Annotated in this window: 20 protein-coding genes; 7 read left to right on the top strand and 13 right to left on the bottom strand. The window is 37.4% G+C overall.

The genetic code is table 11. The features are described from left to right. Nucleotides 1–50 precede the first annotated feature (50 nt). On the bottom strand, nucleotides 51–1,316 hold the full coding sequence (locus JL001_RS13840) for a hypothetical protein (RefSeq protein WP_200976939.1): 1,266 nt from the start codon (nucleotides 1,314–1,316) through the stop codon (nucleotides 51–53). Nucleotides 1,317–1,334: 18 nt separating this feature from the next. Continuing rightward, nucleotides 1,335–1,907 (bottom strand): YceI family protein, encoded by a 573-nt coding sequence (locus tag JL001_RS13835; RefSeq protein ID WP_200976937.1) that lies wholly within the window; start codon nucleotides 1,905–1,907, stop codon nucleotides 1,335–1,337. Between the two features lie 372 nt (nucleotides 1,908–2,279). Here JL001_RS13835 and JL001_RS13830 point away from each other — a divergent pair, with 372 nt between their 5' ends. Then, on the top strand, nucleotides 2,280–3,116 hold the full coding sequence (locus tag JL001_RS13830; RefSeq protein ID WP_200976935.1) for a sigma-70 family RNA polymerase sigma factor: 837 nt from the start codon (nucleotides 2,280–2,282) through the stop codon (nucleotides 3,114–3,116). Between the two features lie 57 nt (nucleotides 3,117–3,173). Continuing rightward, entirely contained in the window at nucleotides 3,174–3,641 is a 468-nt protein-coding gene (locus JL001_RS13825; RefSeq protein WP_200976933.1) for a carboxymuconolactone decarboxylase family protein, read from the top strand. Between the two features lie 49 nt (nucleotides 3,642–3,690). On the opposite strand, the gene JL001_RS13820 is transcribed toward JL001_RS13825, so the two are convergent. From JL001_RS13820 to JL001_RS13810, 3 genes are all read right to left on the bottom strand, one after another. Beyond that, on the bottom strand, nucleotides 3,691–4,587 hold the full coding sequence (locus JL001_RS13820; RefSeq protein WP_236252816.1) for a serine hydrolase: 897 nt from the start codon (nucleotides 4,585–4,587) through the stop codon (nucleotides 3,691–3,693). A 203-nt stretch (nucleotides 4,588–4,790) separates the two neighbouring features. Then, nucleotides 4,791–5,585, bottom strand: a complete 795-nt coding sequence (locus JL001_RS13815) for a M48 family metallopeptidase (protein WP_200976924.1) — start codon at nucleotides 5,583–5,585, stop codon at nucleotides 4,791–4,793. A gap of 275 nt (nucleotides 5,586–5,860) precedes the next feature. Beyond that, a complete protein-coding gene (locus JL001_RS13810) occupies nucleotides 5,861–6,601 on the bottom strand; it encodes an NYN domain-containing protein (protein ID WP_200976922.1) in 741 nt (246 codons plus the stop codon). Nucleotides 6,602–6,744: 143 nt separating this feature from the next. On the opposite strand from JL001_RS13810, the gene JL001_RS13805 reads away from it, so the two are divergent. Beyond that, nucleotides 6,745–7,665, top strand: coding sequence for a glutamate--tRNA ligase family protein (locus tag JL001_RS13805; RefSeq protein ID WP_200976920.1), 921 nt, complete (start codon nucleotides 6,745–6,747; stop codon nucleotides 7,663–7,665). On the opposite strand, the gene JL001_RS13800 is transcribed toward JL001_RS13805, so the two are convergent. Next, nucleotides 7,662–9,137: a S10 family peptidase gene (locus JL001_RS13800; protein ID WP_200976918.1), complete on the bottom strand. Its 1,476-nt coding sequence runs from the start codon at nucleotides 9,135–9,137 to the stop codon at nucleotides 7,662–7,664. The two genes, JL001_RS13805 and JL001_RS13800, sit on opposite strands and share 4 nt — an antisense overlap. 196 nt (nucleotides 9,138–9,333) lie before the next feature. On the opposite strand from JL001_RS13800, the gene JL001_RS13795 reads away from it, so the two are divergent. Beyond that, nucleotides 9,334–9,915 carry a DUF4377 domain-containing protein gene (locus JL001_RS13795; RefSeq protein WP_200976916.1) on the top strand — a complete coding sequence of 194 codons (582 nt, stop codon included), beginning with the start codon at nucleotides 9,334–9,336 and terminating at the stop codon, nucleotides 9,913–9,915. 11 nt (nucleotides 9,916–9,926) lie between these two features. On the opposite strand, the gene JL001_RS13790 is transcribed toward JL001_RS13795, so the two are convergent. Next, nucleotides 9,927–10,865, bottom strand: coding sequence for a YafY family protein (locus tag JL001_RS13790; RefSeq protein WP_200976915.1), 939 nt, complete (start codon nucleotides 10,863–10,865; stop codon nucleotides 9,927–9,929). Nucleotides 10,866–10,995: 130 nt separating this feature from the next. Here JL001_RS13790 and JL001_RS13785 point away from each other — a divergent pair, with 130 nt between their 5' ends. Continuing rightward, nucleotides 10,996–12,663 carry a glycosyltransferase family 39 protein gene (locus JL001_RS13785; RefSeq protein ID WP_200976905.1) on the top strand — a complete coding sequence of 556 codons (1,668 nt, stop codon included), beginning with the start codon at nucleotides 10,996–10,998 and terminating at the stop codon, nucleotides 12,661–12,663. Here the strand turns inward: JL001_RS13785 and JL001_RS13780 are convergent. The 3 genes from JL001_RS13780 to JL001_RS13770 are packed head-to-tail and all read right to left on the bottom strand — an operon-like array spanning nucleotide 12,577 to nucleotide 14,503. Further along, nucleotides 12,577–13,437 (bottom strand): DUF5777 family beta-barrel protein, encoded by an 861-nt coding sequence (locus JL001_RS13780; protein ID WP_200976903.1) that lies wholly within the window; start codon nucleotides 13,435–13,437, stop codon nucleotides 12,577–12,579. The genes JL001_RS13785 and JL001_RS13780 overlap by 87 nt on opposite strands. 2 nt (nucleotides 13,438–13,439) lie before the next feature. Continuing rightward, a complete protein-coding gene (locus tag JL001_RS13775) occupies nucleotides 13,440–14,000 on the bottom strand; it encodes a YceI family protein (RefSeq protein ID WP_200976901.1) in 561 nt (186 codons plus the stop codon). Further along, the gene (locus JL001_RS13770; RefSeq protein WP_200976899.1) at nucleotides 14,000–14,503 is read right to left on the bottom strand and encodes a ubiquinol-cytochrome c reductase iron-sulfur subunit; all 504 of its coding nucleotides are present in this window, start codon (nucleotides 14,501–14,503) and stop codon (nucleotides 14,000–14,002) included. Before JL001_RS13770 ends, JL001_RS13775 begins: the two co-directional genes overlap by 1 nt. A gap of 162 nt (nucleotides 14,504–14,665) precedes the next feature. Here JL001_RS13770 and JL001_RS13765 point away from each other — a divergent pair, with 162 nt between their 5' ends. Beyond that, on the top strand, nucleotides 14,666–15,181 hold the full coding sequence (locus JL001_RS13765; RefSeq protein WP_200976893.1) for a class I SAM-dependent methyltransferase: 516 nt from the start codon (nucleotides 14,666–14,668) through the stop codon (nucleotides 15,179–15,181). Between the two features lie 677 nt (nucleotides 15,182–15,858). Here JL001_RS13765 and JL001_RS23165 read toward each other — a convergent pair. From JL001_RS23165 to JL001_RS13755, 3 genes are all read right to left on the bottom strand, one after another. After that, nucleotides 15,859–16,149 carry a hypothetical protein gene (locus JL001_RS23165; protein WP_236252815.1) on the bottom strand — a complete coding sequence of 97 codons (291 nt, stop codon included), beginning with the start codon at nucleotides 16,147–16,149 and terminating at the stop codon, nucleotides 15,859–15,861. A 67-nt stretch (nucleotides 16,150–16,216) separates the two neighbouring features. Next, the gene (locus JL001_RS13760) at nucleotides 16,217–17,011 is read right to left on the bottom strand and encodes an SDR family NAD(P)-dependent oxidoreductase (protein WP_200976890.1); all 795 of its coding nucleotides are present in this window, start codon (nucleotides 17,009–17,011) and stop codon (nucleotides 16,217–16,219) included. 3 nt (nucleotides 17,012–17,014) lie between these two features. Continuing rightward, the gene (locus tag JL001_RS13755; protein WP_200976888.1) at nucleotides 17,015–17,425 is read right to left on the bottom strand and encodes a DoxX family membrane protein; all 411 of its coding nucleotides are present in this window, start codon (nucleotides 17,423–17,425) and stop codon (nucleotides 17,015–17,017) included. A 68-nt stretch (nucleotides 17,426–17,493) separates the two neighbouring features. Between JL001_RS13755 and JL001_RS13750 the strand changes: the two genes are divergently transcribed. After that, nucleotides 17,494–18,324 (top strand): AraC family transcriptional regulator, encoded by an 831-nt coding sequence (locus tag JL001_RS13750; protein WP_200976887.1) that lies wholly within the window; start codon nucleotides 17,494–17,496, stop codon nucleotides 18,322–18,324. Nucleotides 18,325–18,326: the final 2 nt, after the last annotated feature.

Raw genomic sequence — 18,326 nt, 5'->3', positions numbered from 1 at the left:
ATAAATAAATGGAATAAGGGATTGTTTATCCCTTATTCCATTTATTTATACTAGAAACTTATTGCTGCTTCAATATTAAGGCCACTAAATTCCCCACCATTGTATTTGCTTTCGGTTGGATAACCATCATAGTTTTGCTTCACATATTCAATTTTTGCTACGATATTTTTGGTCATAAACCAACCTCCACCAATATTAAAACGATCAATGGTCAAGGTAGCTGCATCCTCAGTTTGCTCACCTTTGACTTGGTTGTATCTTCCTCCTAAATAAAAACGCTCATCCTCACCAAATCGATACAACAGTTCTGCAGCCAATTGGGTAAACTGGCCATTGCCTTGGTCTTCGCCATTCATAGCCACTTCATAGATTCCAAAGAACTCTAAACCTTTGTATTTCAAGAATGGGTTGAATTGTAAAGCTGTCAACTCCGAAAACCTAGGATTAAACCTTCCTTCAAAATCAGATCCATCACCATCCAAAGTCTGCATCACATTGTAGTATCTCCCACCTGCTCTATCACCTCCATAAATGTAGGATCCAGTCGATGTTCCATGATTAATATACCAAGAACCAGTCAACCTCAACCTAAAATCTTCACTTACATAATCATCATACCCTAATTTCCCATAGAAGGACAACTTGTTATCAGTATTATCATTGACCACTACAGATTGGTTCAGCTTACCATTTGAAATGGCAACAAGTGCCAAAAGTCCATTGTTTTGAACAAAAACCTCCGCAAAAGCTTCTGTACTAAATGCATCCATGATATAGTTACCTACAAATGGGTTAAAGATCGCCCTTGCATTATCAGTCCTACGAAAGTGGGCATCGCCATAATTGATTTCATCCATACCCACCTTAATGGTGGTATATTGCATGATACCTTCCAGGAATCCATCTGACACGAAATCCAATTTATCCATTTGGAGGTATCCCCCTTTTACCCAAGCTTCTTGATGGTGTTTGGCGGATAGGTAGGTTCTAAGGTGCATTCTCAACCCATCCTCCAATTGGACATCCAGGTTCAAGTTGGCAGTTGGGAGATTAAGGTTGGAGCCTAATTCCACCAAATTTCCCAAACTGTTTTCTTGGCTCAAGCCTTGAAACTGTAGGGCAAAGTCACCTCCCACTTTCACTTGAAGGCCATCAAAAACATAATCAGTATCCTTGGTGGTTTCAAATACATTCAGGCCTAGCGAGTTATCAGGTCTATAATACATCAGATCCCTTTGCGCCCATGATGCGTTTACAATGAAAAACATCATCATAAAAACGACGGCATACGTAATGCTTCTATTAAACTTTTTCATGACTGTTGATTTTGAAGATTAGTTAGCAGATTTAAATTGAGCATTGAAGGCTATTTTAAGCTCATTACCTGTTTTGATTGTATTGAACATGGCTGTCGGTGGATCCACATTGAAGGTGGTAAAAGTAATGGGAGCCTCTCCTTCGAAAGTCACTGTTCCCCCGCTCACTTTATACCCCACATCCATGCTGACTGATTTACTATTTCCAGAAATGGTCAATTTACCAGTAGCCTTGATTTTATCACCGGTAATTTCATTTACTTTATCCAGTTCAAAATAGATATTGGGATTCTTTTTGGTGTCCATTGCTTCATAGGCTTTCTTGTCCATAGCAGACTTGCCACTTTTCAATTCACTCACTGGTAGTGTGATTTTCAAAGATTTTATTTCTTCAATAGCTGTACCATTAAGCTTTGCACTCATGGTTCCTGTGGCTCCCTTTTCAGAAACCATATCCCAATCATGCAGTGTGGAAGTACCAGAAACCTTAAATTCTTGGTTAGCTGATAATGTAAAACTTTCTTGGGCCTTCGCGTAAAAAGCGATCAAAACCAAGAGCATGGATAATAGAGCGTGTTTAAGAGAGTTCATAAATTTTCAATTTTGTTGGTGAGTATTTAAAAACGCCTTGTGCTTTTTATTTATATCAAAATTATACCGAAACCTGTAGGATTAACATGAGCAAAAAAGTCTCAAAACATGACTTTTATCATCTGTTTAACTTAAAAATAAACTAAAAATAAGCCAACATCAACTATCTATAAATCTATTTATTTAACTAACAATCAATTTATTTAAATATATATTTACCTAAAGACAATAAACTCTAATTAATAATTAGTAAACAACACTTGAAACTGTATATATTCATTTCAACATTTAACTCATACATTTACGTCAGTAAAGAATAGATACCTAAAATTGAAAGCAGAATTCTTTACTTTGAATTAGATAAAACTTAAAATGGAAATTTACAGACCATTACTTTTCACCTATGCCTATAATATTCTTGGATCCGTTGAAGAAGCTGAAGACTTGGTTCAAGATGTATTTTTCAAGTATTTGAAATTAGATCATAACACGATCAAAAATGAAAAATCTTACCTAAGCAGGATGGTCATCAACGGCGCCATAAATCTCAAAAAATCTTCAAAATCTCAAAAGGAGAGCTATCCTGGAGTTTGGCTACCAGAGCCTATAGATGCAGAGAACTCAGAATATGAAAAAAAGGAAATTCTATCCTATTCATTGATGATATTGATGGAAAAGTTAGAGCCCAAACAACGAGCTGTTTTTGTATTAAGAGAAGCTTTTGATTATAGCCATGAAGAGATCAGTTCCACGCTCGAAATTAGCCAAGAACTTTCTAGACAGCTATTAAGTAGGGCCAAAAAAAACTTAAAAAATGAAACCAATCAAAAGGAGCTAACTAATAACTCTTTGATTGTTCAAAACTATATTGATGCTATCCATGAGGGTAACATTGGCAGTTTAGAAAAGCTATTGAAAGAAGATATCCTTGTCAGTTCTGACGGAGGCGGCAAAGCCTCTGCAAGTAGAAAAACCATCATTGGCCTTACTGATTCCATCGCCATGTTTATGGGATTGTATAAAAAATTCTATAAAGAAGTGCATCTCGAGTTTAGACAAGTCAATCACCAACCTGCCATTTTCTACTATTCACCTGAAGGTTGTTTAACCAATTGCCAGGTATTCGCAGTAGATAAGGGGCTAATCAGCCACGTTTACTTTATCCGTAACCCTGATAAACTAAAAAATTTAGAGAAAAAGCCTCATTAACTTGTCACATTTAAGTTCTTTAATCTGTCATTAGAGCAAATCAAAAATTTCAATACAATGAAAGAACGAATTGCTTATCAAAATTTACCCAAGGGGCTGTACCATGCGATGATGTCACCCCAAAACTATGTGGATCAGTGTGGGATCGACTTAGGGTTATTGGAGTTAATCAGGATGAGGGTATCCCAGATTAATAGCTGCGCTTACTGTATGGATATGCACTTTAAGGAGGGAATTGAAGCTGGGGAATCCGCATTGAGACTATTCTCTGTTTCAGCCTGGAGGGAAACACCTTACTATTCGCCTAAAGAAGAAGCTGTTTTGGAGTTTACTGAAAAGCTAACTAGAATGGCTGAGGAAGAACATAGTCATGATATCCATGAAAAACTGGATCAATATTTCTCCAAAGAAGAAATTGCAAATCTGACATTAGCCATTATCCAAATCAATTCATGGAATCGTTTGGTAAGGTCTTTCGGCTTTATTCCTGGTCAATATAAAGTTCAAAGTAAGACTAATGTTTAATAGTTTGTTGGTCTTTCAAAGTTGATTGAAAGACCAACAAACTCATTTCTCAATAACTCAGCCCTTCTTGAAAGTCTCCAATACCTTGAGCTGGTTTCCATTCATACTTTGGCTCAAAATACTCCCAAAGCAGGGCAGAAACTTTCCGCGCTAAAACCCAGGACTCATTGTCCGGCTTCCAACTCTTATCCTCATTATTCTTGGTAGCGATATAAAAAACATAGTCTCCATGCGGAGCATTCACCATCACCAATTCAGAACGAGAAGCATTCACCATTCCCTGCTTAGAGGCTGTTTGTATGTAGGGAGGAATCTGGGAAAGTGCATAATCATCATAATAAATATTGGTCATAAGGCGATACATTCTTTCAGAAGCTGCCCGATTGACTATTTCACCCTTCCTGATCATCTTGAGAAGATTAGCCATTTCTTTTGGTGTCGTTTGCCCCCATCCATATTGCTTCCAGTTCTCTTCTCTACCCTTGGTTCTGGAATTCACCCTGGTAAACTCAAAACCGTATGATGACAAAATGGGATTGATGGTTTCCCCACTTCCAGCCAAAGCTTGGTTCCAAAGCGAGGTAGTATTATCACTGTAGCTAATCATCAAGGCTAAAAGCGTACTTAAATCTGTCGCGGTACTGTCTTTAAAAAACTGCATGAGCCCCGAGCCACCATATTTGATGGAATCATGGTAAACCATGGGCTGATGGTAATCGAGCTCCCCATCTGCGATCTTCTGAAACACACCTACCAAAATGGGAATCTTCACTATACTGGCTGTAGGAAAAATGGTATCAGCGTTAACCGCAGCATATTTTCCTGAGGAGAGGTGCTCCACATATATCCCAGCAGTACCATGAAATTGGCTGATCAGAGGCCCTAGTTTTTCTTGAAGCTTTTTATCAAGCTTTAAATTTTGGGCCTTCCCCAGAGTTAAACTCATTGCTACCATTAAAATGGTAAGAATTGATATTTTTTTCATCGAAACAAAACAAAAAAGGGATTACCCCTTAAAACCAATTAATTTCCATCTACAATAAACGAATTAAACGCCATCTATGAATCCCCATTTTCAGTGAAAAGCATAAAAAAAGCTGCAATCCTCAGTGACTGCAGCCTCTATTTTTTTGGTGTTATCCTAAGAAATTATTGCTTATAGTATTTCAAAGCTTCCGGCATTTGTGACTTAAGCTCATCTATCCTTCTATCTGGACCGGGGTGAGTGGACAAGAACTCAGGTGGAGCTTCTCCTCCTGAACTGGCTTCCATTCTTTCCCAAAACTCAGGTGCTACGCGAGGATCATATCCTGCTATAGCCATGAAAATCAGACCCAATTGGTCAGCTTCCAGCTCCTGGTCTCTAGAGAATTTCAGCATCCCTACTTGACTTCCCATACCAACAGCTTGCATAAAAATCGTTTCTGTCAAAGTAGGGTTTTGACCAAGTGCCGCCTGTACTCCTCCTAAAAGGCCATTCGCTACCAATCCTTGGGACATTCTCTCTCTGGCATGACTGGCAATGGCGTGAGCCACCTCATGCCCCATTACCACTGCAATGCCTTCATCATTTTGGCAAACTGGAAGAATTCCAGTATAAAAAGCTACTTTTCCTCCTGGCATACACCAAGCATTTACCTGATCATCTTGAATCAGGTTAAATTCCCATTGAAATCCTTCTAATATATCTCCATAGCCATTATCATTCAGGTAAGATTCGACTGCAGTAGCTACTCTTTTACCAACTCTCACCACACTCTCACCATCAGCGGTATTGGTAACCACTTTACTTTCTGACTTTACTTCATTGTACTGTTGAAAGGCCATGGGAAGCACTTCTGAGTTATCCACCAAACTTAATTGCTTCCTGCCACTCAAAGGAACAGTTGCACAGCTGTACAAAACCAAAGCTGCTAATAATAAAACTGATATTCGTTTCAACATGTCTTTTAATAATTGATTAATAGGTTCAAACCAAAAAAGATGCCAGACCAAAATAAACCATGAGGGCTCAAATTCAGACGAAGGCTGTTTTTTAATGCAAGTTAGGAGAACATTTTTTGATAGTACAGTACTAATACCAAAAAAGTAATGTTTGTCATTTTTTTAAATAGGTTAACCCACAGAAAACCAACAAATAAATCCAAAATTTTTATCCGTGAATCGCATTTAAATATTTTTTTATTTCAATCCCCTACATTCGCTTCACTTGAAAAAAATTATTTCCTATTCCTTACATAAATCAACTTATGTCTTCCTCTCTGACTTTCTCGCTGCTCGATTTCAAATTTATTTATCGAACCAATCATTGGAGTCAGTTTCTGAAAGCCATAGTTTCTGGAATCAAAGTTTGGCTGCTTCTTTTGCAACAAGTTCCCCACATCTCCCAAAAATGCCCAACCATCATCATCTTCGCAATCTGAAATGGTATTGGCGATTAAGCGGATCACTTTACTAGTGATTTTATCGACATCAGAACTGTCTTTGGTGTCCTTGCCTACATCCACTTTATCCTCTTTGCTTTCCTGCTTCAAAATCTCCAAATAGATAAACTTATCACATGTTGCGATAAAAGGTGTGGGTGTTTTCTTCTCTCCAATACCTATAACCTTCATGCTTGCTTCACGCAGCCTTGTCGCCAGCTTAGTAAAGTCACTGTCGCTTGAGACCAAACAAAAGCCATTTACTTTTTGAGAATACAGGATGTCCATTGCATCGATGATCATTGCCGAATCTGTTGCATTTTTTCCGGAGGTATAGCTGTATTGCTGCATGGGCGTGATGGCATTTTCCAAAAGCACTGCTTTCCATTTTGCCAACTGAGGTTGGGTCCAGTCACCATAAATTCGCTTCACTGTTGGGTTTCCATATTTAGCGATTTCCTCCATCATTTCCTGCACATAATTAGAAGGGATATTGTCCGCATCTATCAATACGGCAAGTTTTAGGTCGTTTTCCATTATTGGATTATCAAATTTTAAAAGTGTTACTTAAAGTTACCGAAATAAATTGGCTAGGGCATTAAATGGCAATTTTATCATTTACCGTTGCTTGACATCCACCAACTTTTGTATTTTAGAATTTCATAACAGCCTGATATCAAATGCCCGATAATGCTTTAAAGTTTAAATTAACCAGATTGGCACCAACACCAAGCGGTTATTTACATTTGGGGAATGCATTGTCGTTTGCCATTACCGCTTCATTAGCCAAACACTTTGAAGCCAAGATCATGCTAAGAATCGATGACCTCGATCAAAACAGAGTAAGGGAAGCCTACGTGGAGGATATTTTCGACACACTAAACTACTTGGAAATACCTTGGGACCAAGGCCCAAAAGACTACCAGGCCTATAAAAACTTTTACTCCCAAACCCATCGATTGAATTTTTATGAAGAAGTCTTACAACATCTTATAGGAACCCATCAATTATTTGCCTGTGATTGTAGCAGAAAGGATATTTTTGAAAAAACAGATGAAGGAAGTTACCCCGGCACTTGCATAACTAAAGGATTAAATCTATTTCAAGATCAAGTAAACTGGCGCTTTCTTACCGATCAAAAAAACATCAAAATAAGAAGTCTCTTTGAAGCTAAAATAACGACAAGACTTCCAGAAAAACAGCAAAATTTTATAGTAAGAAAAAAAGACCATATGCCCGCTTATCAGTTAGCTTCATTGGTGGATGACATCTACTATGGTGTGGACCTGATAGTAAGAGGACAAGACCTCTATGACTCCACATTGATGCAGTTGCATTTGGCAAAAAAAATCCAAAACAACAGGTTTACTAAAACTGTCTTTTACCACCACGAGCTGGTTAGGGATAACAACATGCAAAAGCTGTCCAAGTCCAAAGGAGCTAAGTCCATTCAAGCATTGAGAAAGGCTGGTGCCCACAAAGAAGACATCTACCAAATGCTTGGTAAAATCCTACAGTTTGAAAATACAGTCCATGACTTAAGCACCTTCCAAGAGGCATTTATAAAAAAAGCCGGGATAAACCCGGCTGTCCAAGATTAATATTTTGCAGGAGCTCCTTTTTCTGGCAAAGCCTTTTGGATAAAGTCCCTAATGTCATCATTAGCTGTTTCCAAGTCTTCAGCCCTCAAGTACATCATGTGTCCACTTCGGTATCCTTTCCATTCCAATCTATCTTTTAACTTTCCACTTGGATCCATTTGCCACATGGAATACTTGGCATTAAAATAATCAGTACCTCCATCATAGTATCCCGATTGGATCATGACATGCAAATAAGGATTTTGAGCTACAGCAGAACGTAAATTCTCTCCTGTCCTATCCCCAGACCTATCCCATGGATGAACTGGGCCAAAAAGGTAATAATTTAAATCAGTCTTAAAATTCAGACCATTGATCATATAGTCATTGAATGCAGGAGCAAATGCGTGGTTCCAAGCCGTTAAAGCTGGGTCATGGTCATATCGTGTACCAGCATCTTGCCTATCAACCCCCCTGTATCGACTATCCAAGCGGCCTATGGTCAATCCCTTATCCCTTAACAACTCTTTCCAGAAGTAGCTTGTAGGAACTGCTAAATTATGTTCTAAAATTACTTGTTCATCCAAGCCTGAGTAAAGAGACATTTTCTTGGCTAAGGAAACTTTTCTTTCTTCTTCCAAAAAACCACCTTTTACCATAGCAGGAATCAATTCACTAACAGTAAACTCTTCCACTTCGGGCAATATCTCCTCTAAGTCCTTACTTTGTAGACTTGGATCCAGCACCCCATGATACCAAGCCGTCGCAGCATAATAAGGGAGGTAGTTCGCAGCAGCGATTGGCCCATCCCGATCGATCCCTAAATCTGTAGGAGAAACCAAAACTACCCCATTAAAATACATCCACTCATTGCCCTGCAACCTATTGACCAAACCTGATACACGGGTAGTGCCATAACTTTCCCCAATCAAGAACTTTGGTGAAGCCCACCTATTTTGGCGGTTAACAAACGTCCTAACCCATTCTGCCAAATAATCAATATCTGCATTTACTCCAAAAAACATGGATCGTTTTGCTTCCTTGTCAGTTATCCTGGAATAACCGGTATTTACTGGATCCACATAGACAATATCTGCTACATCCAAGATTGAATGCGGATTATCTTTCACCCCATAAGGTTGAACAGGGTTACCTTCATCATCAATATTTAACAAAACAGGTCCAGTATAGGCAATATGCATCCAAATCGAAGCCGACCCCGGACCACCATTGAATGAAATTACCAAAGGCCTATTGGCTTTATCAGAAATATCTGTACGCTCATAATAAGTGTAGAAAAGGTAAGCCACTTCTTTACCATCATTGTCCCAAACTGGCTGCGTCCCAACCGTGGCAGTATAAGGTACGGACTTTCCTTTTATGGTAACCTGATGCTTGGAGGTAGCAGAAGAGTCAGAGTTTAGTTTTTCCTGGGCCATAAGGGACAATGAAATCCCTAAAAATGTTAATACTGAAAGTATCGATCTTTTCATAAAATCTAAATTAAGTGAGGGCTGAATATAAAAATTTATTAGACTACATTAAACAAGAATCATAATGGTGGTCAAAAAGTGATTTTAAGGGAACAGTATTCTCGGTTGTTCCTCTAAATAAAGGTGTACTTATGGCACTCTTATTGCGAATGGATGTATCAAATAAAATACATTCTAATTATCAATGTTTTGACCAATGAAAATATTTTTAAAGAAATGTCCAATTGCTAGTCTTCTGCTGGTATCAATAGTGGCTTTGGTGTCCTGTATGGAAGAAACTCCAATGAAAGAAGAGGTAATTAGTGTGCAACATTACCCTATAGTCAAAAACAATGATGTTGACAATCCTACGTTATGGTTAAGGGTTCAGTTTAGCCACCAAAAAGGACCAGATGAGTGGTCTGAAATAGCTATCCATGATATTGAGGGCTTTAACTATGAGATTGGTAATAATTATGAATTGAGCATTCGAAAAGAAGAGGCTTATCACAGTGCCTCGGACATGTATTATGTAAAATACACTTTGCTTTCAGAAATTTCAAAAGAGCCAGTTAGCTCAAACACAACATTTGAAATACCCCTTAAATCGAGTGCATACAACCCTACCAATCTTGTTTACGGAAGTGTGGAACTTGGCTACAAATTGCTTGGGGAAATCCCCATCATTTGTACTTCTCTTTGTAATGATTTGGAAGCAGATCTAGCCACAAACGCAGAAGTGGCAGGAGTCTTTAGGCACGAAGGAGATGGATACATAAAATTAATTCAACTAAAGTAGACTACCACAAGTTATACTTTATTATGTTGGAAGGCTGAAAAAATATTTTCAGCCTTTTTTATTTGTTCTTCCAAATAAGCCTTCAGATCCTCCCCTTCTTCCAGTTCTACCTCTCCCGGCAATCCCAAAATAAACCTACCGACGCCAGGTAACTCTGGAATCTCAGATTCAAAATAATATCGTCCACCTTGGACATAAGTGAAAGGCTTGGCATCAGGATGCTCTTCCATTAGTAATTGGTAGGCTTTTTTTGACAATTTAAGCTTTACTTTAAATTGATCCTTTCCCGTAAAACCAAAAAGACCCTGCTCCAAAACTTCGTGTAATGGCTCATACTCCTGCTTCTTGGCACTCACATGTACCTCGCCAATTCTTTCTAGTTTGAACAGTTTCATTTCTTTACTGGACACCTCCAAGGCATATACTGATTCAAAGTTATTGTTAAAAGCCACCGGCTCAATCAACCTATCAGAAATGGAGTCACTGCTCAGTGAATAATAATCTTTGAGCGTTACTTGCAACTTATTTTTAATGGCATCACTAATTTCATCTACAAACATTCCTAAGTGCGCATTAAAAAGTTGAGAGACACTTTGCTGAAAATCAGATCTTATATGAACCTTCTGAAGTATAGAATCCTTCAATAGGTTTTTCTTCACTCCTTTATTCATCAAATCAATGATGTAGGAAGTTTCATCTTCAGTGAAAGTTCCATAAAAAGAATCCTGATGATGGTCTATTCGGTCCTCAATCTTAAACTTTCCATATTGTTTTTTTACCTGAAAACCCAGCTCTTTCAAAAGATTAAAATACCTGTAGATAGTACGTCTATCAGTCCCTAAAGACTCAGCTAATCGACCTACTGGTTTACCTACATTAGAACGGAGCAAATTAATTAATTTAAAGACCCTCAGTATTTTTTGTTGCTCTACACTTTTAGTTTTAGCCATGACCCATTAAATTTCAGAATGCAATTTAGGTTTTAGTAAATAAAAGTGCAGTTTAGTGACACGAATTGTCAATTTTTAATTATTACGTGCACTGGCAAAGCATTGTTTTGCCAGTCTATTTGAAGTCTATATGCCTCATCAACTCAATCAAAACCAGCAATATTTAATATTAGTTGCTGGGGTTTTCTTTCTGGTAGCCTATTGGATATTTGGCTATGATGGGATTACTTTCAGCGATGATGTCTCTTACCTTGAACTTGGCCAAAGGTTTTGGATGGGTGAAGAGGTGCTGACCGATGACCATTTTACTAGTCGATGGGGAGCTTATATATTTTCTGGCTTGATCACTTTTCTCTTTGGCTACAACGATCATTTGGCTTCACTTTCATCTTTGGTTTACTATTTAGGGGCAATGCTATTGATTTGGAAAATCCTTCCCAACCCAGCCTCCAAAGGGTTCTTTGTGCTTTTCTTTGTAAGTAATGTTTATTTACTCCACTTTTTGACCAAAATTTATCCTGATGCTGCTTTGGTATTTTGGACGGCCTTAATTCTTTTTGCTGCATTCTATCGTCAACAAAAACCTTTATGGTCCGCTCTGCTCATGTCCACAGCTTTCTTTGTTGGTTTCTGCACAAAAGAAACCATCATATTTCTGGCTCCACTTCCTTTAATGCTATGGTGGTTAGATTTCCGAAACAAAGCACAAAGGCTGTTTTATGTTTATTTTTTTAGTTCTTTGGTAATCATAGCCATTGGCTATCTTACTTATTTTTCTTTGAAATTTGAAGATCCTTTGTTTCGCTTCAAAAGTATTCAAGACGGTCATTATATCTCACCATATACTTATTTTGACAAAGACTGGAAAGTTATGCTTCAGCGGATCAGCTATTCCCCTGTTTTTACCTTTGTCGAAAGAGCGTATTGGGTCTGGTTTATTTTATCAGTTCCTGGGATTTTTAGGGCTTTTAAAAACAAAAGAGATTTATCGTTGATCTTTGCCCTTAGTACAATTTGTCTGATCTTAGGCTTTTGGTTCATGAGTACTAGTTTTTCCTATTACAACCCTATTTACCTGAATCCCAGACACCTTATCATTCTCTTAGTCCCTTTCTCAGTAAACATTGCTTTGGAAAGTAAAAGATGGATGGACAATTTTTTTTGGAACCGCTTCTGCTCACTTTGGATAGCATTTGGTGGTTTCATAGCCTTTGGAGCGCTAGATTGGAAATTGGGAACATACTATATTCTTTTTGCAGGTGCATTGCTATTAGGTCCCAAACCCATCAAAACAGTATCGTTAGTCATTCTACTCATATTGCCCACTTTTATATCTGTTGGATATCAAAAGCATTTAAAAAACTACCCACATTTGAAAGAGGAATTTACAAAAGCAATGGAAAAAAGTGATTCTTCTTTCCCTTTAGTTTCACACGACTTTCTGGTGAAGAGCAGCAAAGTAATTACTGGAAACTACAATAAAGTCCCTCAAGCACTTACTTTGGATGGCTTCAAAGAAAAAGTCCGTCTTGATCAGCAACCAGAAGAATTTCAAGTGTTTATCTACAAATACTACAAACATGCTTACCCGGAAGAAGTGAATTTTGTAAATGATGTCAACCATATTACGGAAAACAACCACTATGTCCCTGTGGATATTTTCGAAGACAAATGGATAAAAATCACTCACTTCAAGAGAGTTTCTCCTTTGTCACCTTTTTCCAACAGCGAATATGCGATTAACATTAAACCCTACTCGGAACTGTTCTCCTGGAGTTCCATTGCCACCGGCCAATAAATATTGCTCATTTAAAGCCTGACTGGTCACAAAATACATCTGAAACACATGTCCTCCTGCTTCCACATCAATCCCTATCCCCAAGTTGTTTTTCAATTCATTATTCAGGTTCGGGATGTATTGAAATGTCAAGGAGGATTTTCCCGTAATTTTATACTTTGCACTCATGCCCAATGCCAGGTATAAATTCTCCTCTCCTTCTATCCTGAATACAGAAAGTGGGTTAGAAAAATAAGCCAACATTGGGCTTATTTGTACACTGATTTTATTGTTAAACTTTCTCGCTAACATCACCTGAGCAGCATAACTAAGTCGGTCTGAAAAGTTAACAGCAGGATCCATCACATAGGAATAATCTGTTGAGTTTATCCCAGCTCCGCCCATCAAGCTGACAGAAAAAGGTATGGAATTGTCATAAGTCTGCTGGAATAAATGGTATCTACCATACAAGTCATAAACCTTGTCCATACTTGATCTGGAAATACCCAGTGAGAACCTATCAGAAACCCCATACTCAAAACTAAACTGGATGTTCGCCCCATTATCCAAGCCAAAAAGATTTTGAATCCCTCCATCCAAAGTCCCAAAAGTATGCATGATAGCAAAATGAAGGCTCTTCTTCTCCAAAGGCTCCACCGTAAGTAGATTAATATGTCTAGGGGCATGGAAAATCAAATCAACCTTCCTGTTTTCTTCTGCAGGCTTTCGCTCCAACTGCGCCATCACACAGTTTGAGAGAAAAAACAAAACCAATAAAATACCGATATTCTTCATAATCATGGTGATTTAAGGTGAACTGTTATAGTGATCGTTTGTTCTTCAGAAAGCTCATAAAACATGACTTTAGGAATAGCAATACCATGATCACCTAATAAGACTTTAAGCTGGGCTGATAACTCCAGTACTTCTCCATCAGTTGACTGTTTCAAGGTCCCTTTGATTTTCATGTCTTTGCTTACTCCATGAATTTTAAATTCTCCATCCACCATAACTTCTTTACCATTTTTTAATTGCTCCTTTAGTGCTTCATCCATATTCACTACCTTACCTGTGAATTCTGCGTAGGGAAACTCAGTTGTTTCAAGGTAATTTTCTCTCATATGCCTATCTCTTAAGCCTATCCCTGTTTGTAAAGTATTGAGGTCAATGTAAAAATCCACCAGGTTTTTATCTAAATCAATCAGCCCATTCAACTGATCAGATTTACCTTTAAATTCATTTAGTGCTGCTTTTGAAAGAAATTCCACATTACCAGATGTCGTTTGATAAGCTTGACTAAAGGCATGTTGCGTATTTCCTAAGTAAATGATATAGAATATGATGAAGAGCTTCCTCATTACCCTTTGGTTATGGTCAGAATATCATCTTGTACCGAAGTAGTATAAGATTTCAATGGGGTTGAAGCAGGGCCATTTTCTACAGATCCTGACACATTAAACCTTGAACCATGGCAACCACAGATAAATTGGTTACTTTGAAAAGACCAATTGGTATCACAATTTTGATGGGTACAAATAGATGTCAAGGCATTAAAATCATTGTTACCTGTATTGACCACTAGTACTTTGGCGGAAGTAATCAGCAACCAGCCACCAGAGGTTTTAAGTCCAACTTGCTCATTTAGATCCACGCTTACCAAATTACCATTAACTGAAATACCATCGTTGTTACCATTGCTGGGGTTGGAAGGACTGGAAGGGTCCATATCTTCAGAGCTGCCGCAAGCTGTAAAAAATGATATTCCAAACATGGACATTACCGATAGTGATCCTGCTTTGGCTAAAAACTCCCTCCTATCTTGTGAGAGTGTTCCTGAGTTTGGGTTAAATTGCTTTTTCATATCGAGATATACGCACATAGGCTACCTCGCAGATTTCCGGAATAATGTTTTATTAACCACACCATTCTTTACTAATAATCATTATTAACACAAACCACCCTGAAAATAAGTCAGTTAGAAATAGTAAATTGAGAATTCATTTTTCATTAACTACTCAGGAACATGACCTTAAAAGAAGCCATTTCACTAATAGAGTCAGCAAATGTTCAGGATCATAATGGGCAAAAATGGATGGATCTGGGCTGTGGTTCAGGAGTTTTCAGTAGGGCGCTAGGAAATATACTGCCTCCAGATAGCACCATCTATGCAATTGACAAAACTTACCAAGAAGTAGAAGAATGGGTCAATACAAAATTTGATGTTCAATTTTTACAGTTGGACTTTATTCATCACGACCTACCTCCAGTCCAACTCGATGGGATTATCATGGCGAATAGCCTACACTATGTAATGGATCCTGGTACCTTCTTAAAGTCTATTAAAAAAAGGCTTAAGTCCACTTCTAGTATTTTAATTATCGAATATAACATTGATAAACCCAATCCTTGGATTCCATACCCTCTAAACTATCTCCGACTCAATGAGGTCATATTTGAAGCGGGCTTTTCGAAGATTAGTTTATTGAACAAAACAAGATCAATCTATGGAGGGGAAATATATTCTGCTCAAATTATTTAAGATTAAACTAAGTAGGAAACCTTTAGTATTATTTTTGAAAAATATAAATCTATAACCTGATCAAAATTTTGAATTTATGCGAAAAAGCAAAAGCTATGAAACAAAGTCCCACAGCTTTTGTCAATTAACAATAAACCCATAAGTAAGTCGGAAGGGGCGAGTGCCCAACAATTTATCAAACAAAGTAGGACTTCAACTACTAAATCAAACCTTTTTGCTTAAATAAAAATGTAAGACAGATTTGCCAATCTCAACACCCAAACATTCAACAAACTTACATTACAAAGATAAAACATTTTTCAGTTCAATAAATACATAATAAAAATATTAAATAAATAAATATATAGTTACAATATATTTTAATAAAAGTTACTTCAAAATACTTTTAACCAACCTTTAACCAAATATTCATCTGATAAATAGAATCAAGCTCGTCTAATTCATGAATTAGACGAGCTTGATCTGGAAAAATGTTAGTACAAAAAATCAATATGGATTTAATAAAGCTACTAATGAAAATTAGATTCTCTTCAATAAACTTTAAAATCACTGTTCATAATCGATCATTTGTTGTTCGTTTTTGATAATTTTTTATTTAGAAAGGTTGCTTAAAACACTCCAAAGACCATTGGCATATTATTGGTATAAAGAGGTTCAAATCTATCTAACAATAAATTTTAATTAATGAAACTATTCATAAGCCTCGTTCTTTGGACCATTCTTTTTGTACTTTGTTGGCCACTTGCCTTGCTTTTACTTTTGTTATATCCCCTAATATGGTTGTTGGTATTACCATTTAGAATTCTAGGGTTCGGAGTGACACTCACCTTATCGATGATCACTGCGCTGTTTATGCTCCCATTCAATGCTTTCAAATAGTAGAACACCATTTGAGGCTTGACAACTAAAAGGTCTAAAAACAACTTTTCTGTTCTTGGAACAAGCAACCCCTCACTAATAAAAGACACAAGTAATCTTGTGTCTCCCAAAGCTGTAAAAGCAATTTCTTAACAAATATTTTCCATAATCGTGAAATCAGATAATTGAATTTACAACACCTCCATCTACTCTAAGCGCAGCTCCATTAGTGGCTGAAGAAAGTGGACTAGCAACATATGCAACCATATTCGCTACCTCTCGTGCCTCTGCAAAGCGCTGGATCAACGAAGTAGGGCGTCGTTTTTCAAAAAACTCTTTCAACACCTCCTTTTCTGAAATTCCCTTTTCATTTGCTGCAGCTGAAATATCAGCTTTGTTGGCCCTGCTCCACGTCGGGCCAGGTAATACTGAATTCACTGTAACACCAGTCCCCTTACTCAATCTCGCTAGCCCTCTTGAGATGGCCAATTGCGCGGTCTTGCTCATCCCATAATGCACCATTTCTGTCGGAATATTGATAGCAGATTCACTGGAGATAAAAATAATCCTACCCCAATTTTGCTCAAGCATTTTAGGGAAATAATACCGGGATAACCTTACTCCACTCATCACATTGATGTCAAACATTTCTTGCCATTCTTCATCTGAAATCGCTCCAAAGTCCACCTGATTAAAAATCCCTACATTATTAATCAAGATATCTACATCTGAAGCTTTCTCTAACAAAGCATTTACCTCTGCAACCTTTGAAAAATCGGCCGCAATTCCAGACACATTTTTATTTCCGGTTCTTAGCTGAATTTCCTCTACTTTATTATTTACATCCACTTCTTTCCTACCATTTATAATGACTTGTGCACCTTCTTCTGCCAATAAAAGTGCAATTTCAAAACCAATACCGGCAGTAGATCCAGTGACTAATGCTCTTTTTCCTTTAAGCTGTAAATCCATTTCTTAATGTTTATTAATTGAAAATATATTTGAATTATAATCATGAAACAGGTATAAACCTGTAAGATATAGTCCATAGAAAAGTTGGATACTTACGGCATCCCAGTTCTCCAGTAAACTTGATCCGAAAATCAACAGACAGATAAGCAGTACCCCAAAAGCGCTGGTAAATCTTACCCATAGACCGAGCAAAATTGTCAAACCTAGTAGGAGTTCCACAAAGGGTAAGACACTCGCAAAAGCCCTTACCAAGAAATAAGGAAGCCAAGTCATGTCAAAAGCTTGGGCCATACCTTCAGCAAAAGCGGTAAGCTTGGGCAACCTGACTATTCCATGTCCCAAAAAACTAAAGCCAATCGGCAACCTTGCCAAGGTAAAGGCCATTTCTCGTCTGTGTATTATTTCTTTAACCATACCTATTCAACGAATACACTATTTGATCATATGTGTATATTTCAATGTTAATTAGGTAAATTTCTATTATGAAAAGGTACAAGCAATTTGATGACTTGATTATTGATGATTTTGAGCTCAGTTCTTGGAATCATCCGCTTCATAACCACAATCACTATGAAATCATTTTTATCGCCCATGGAATTGGTTTACATATCCTCAATGGGCAAAAAGTAGCATATGGCCAAGGGGATTTATTTCTTTTGGGACCTTCAGATAAACATGAATTTATGATTGATGAAAAGACTAGATTCATTTATTTCAAATTCACTAAAAGGTACATTAACGACCCAAGTCCACTGACTATTCCTGCAACTTGGAAATCGCTTTCTGAAATCTTAATCAAACACCCTGCAAGGAAAAGAGGAAGCCTGATCAAACTTGACACAGACAAAAAACAAACTTCGAGGTTAATGGAGTTAATAATTGTAGAATCTTTGAAGCCCAACAGTGGCCAGGTGATTTATCAATTGTTTATTGCACTCGCATTGATCATTAAGAGAAACCTTAAAGAGGATTTTTATAGCTCCACATCTAAACCTATCACTGAAGAAATTTTAGAATATATAGATCAAAATATTCGGGATCCCGCTAAACTTACCATCCAACATTTGTCAGCGTGTTTTCATCTTTCTCCTAACTACCTAGGCATTTGGTTTAAAAAGCAAGTCGGGAGTTCTCTCAGAGAATATATTGGAGAATTTAGACTTAAACTTATTTTACGATTACTTGAAAAACAACAACTAAGCAACAAACAAATCGCTGCTGAATTCGGGTTTGTGGATGAAAGCCATCTTTACAAATTTGTAAAGACAAAAACCGGAAAAAACTTAAAGGAGGCTGCAAATCCTTCCAAATAAAA

This window comes from Echinicola sp. 20G, from assembly GCF_015533855.1.
In the GTDB taxonomy this organism is placed as follows: Bacteria; Bacteroidota; Bacteroidia; order Cytophagales; family Cyclobacteriaceae; genus Echinicola.
This window is presented reverse-complemented; position numbering and strand designations above follow the sequence as displayed.

Bases quoted from the DNA above. Each gene is read 5' to 3' on its own strand.
- JL001_RS13840 (WP_200976939.1), bottom strand. From the start codon at position 1,316: ATGAAAAAGTTTAATAGAAGCATTACGTATGCCGTCGTTTTTATGATG.
- JL001_RS13835 (WP_200976937.1), bottom strand. From the start codon at position 1,907: ATGAACTCTCTTAAACACGCTCTATTATCCATGCTCTTGGTTTTGATC.
- JL001_RS13830 (WP_200976935.1), top strand. From the start codon at position 2,280: ATGGAAATTTACAGACCATTACTTTTCACCTATGCCTATAATATTCTT.
- JL001_RS13825 (WP_200976933.1), top strand. From the start codon at position 3,174: ATGAAAGAACGAATTGCTTATCAAAATTTACCCAAGGGGCTGTACCAT.
- JL001_RS13820 (WP_236252816.1), bottom strand. From the start codon at position 4,587: ATGAGTTTAACTCTGGGGAAGGCCCAAAATTTAAAGCTTGATAAAAAG.
- JL001_RS13815 (WP_200976924.1), bottom strand. From the start codon at position 5,585: ATGTTGAAACGAATATCAGTTTTATTATTAGCAGCTTTGGTTTTGTAC.
- JL001_RS13810 (WP_200976922.1), bottom strand. From the start codon at position 6,601: ATGGAAAACGACCTAAAACTTGCCGTATTGATAGATGCGGACAATATC.
- JL001_RS13805 (WP_200976920.1), top strand. From the start codon at position 6,745: ATGCCCGATAATGCTTTAAAGTTTAAATTAACCAGATTGGCACCAACA.
- JL001_RS13800 (WP_200976918.1), bottom strand. From the start codon at position 9,137: ATGAAAAGATCGATACTTTCAGTATTAACATTTTTAGGGATTTCATTG.
- JL001_RS13795 (WP_200976916.1), top strand. From the start codon at position 9,334: ATGAAAATATTTTTAAAGAAATGTCCAATTGCTAGTCTTCTGCTGGTA.
- JL001_RS13790 (WP_200976915.1), bottom strand. From the start codon at position 10,865: ATGGCTAAAACTAAAAGTGTAGAGCAACAAAAAATACTGAGGGTCTTT.
- JL001_RS13785 (WP_200976905.1), top strand. From the start codon at position 10,996: ATGCCTCATCAACTCAATCAAAACCAGCAATATTTAATATTAGTTGCT.
- JL001_RS13780 (WP_200976903.1), bottom strand. From the start codon at position 13,437: ATGAAGAATATCGGTATTTTATTGGTTTTGTTTTTTCTCTCAAACTGT.
- JL001_RS13775 (WP_200976901.1), bottom strand. From the start codon at position 14,000: ATGAGGAAGCTCTTCATCATATTCTATATCATTTACTTAGGAAATACG.
- JL001_RS13770 (WP_200976899.1), bottom strand. From the start codon at position 14,503: ATGAAAAAGCAATTTAACCCAAACTCAGGAACACTCTCACAAGATAGG.
- JL001_RS13765 (WP_200976893.1), top strand. From the start codon at position 14,666: ATGACCTTAAAAGAAGCCATTTCACTAATAGAGTCAGCAAATGTTCAG.
- JL001_RS13760 (WP_200976890.1), bottom strand. From the start codon at position 17,011: ATGGATTTACAGCTTAAAGGAAAAAGAGCATTAGTCACTGGATCTACT.
- JL001_RS13755 (WP_200976888.1), bottom strand. From the start codon at position 17,425: ATGGTTAAAGAAATAATACACAGACGAGAAATGGCCTTTACCTTGGCA.
- JL001_RS13750 (WP_200976887.1), top strand. From the start codon at position 17,494: ATGAAAAGGTACAAGCAATTTGATGACTTGATTATTGATGATTTTGAG.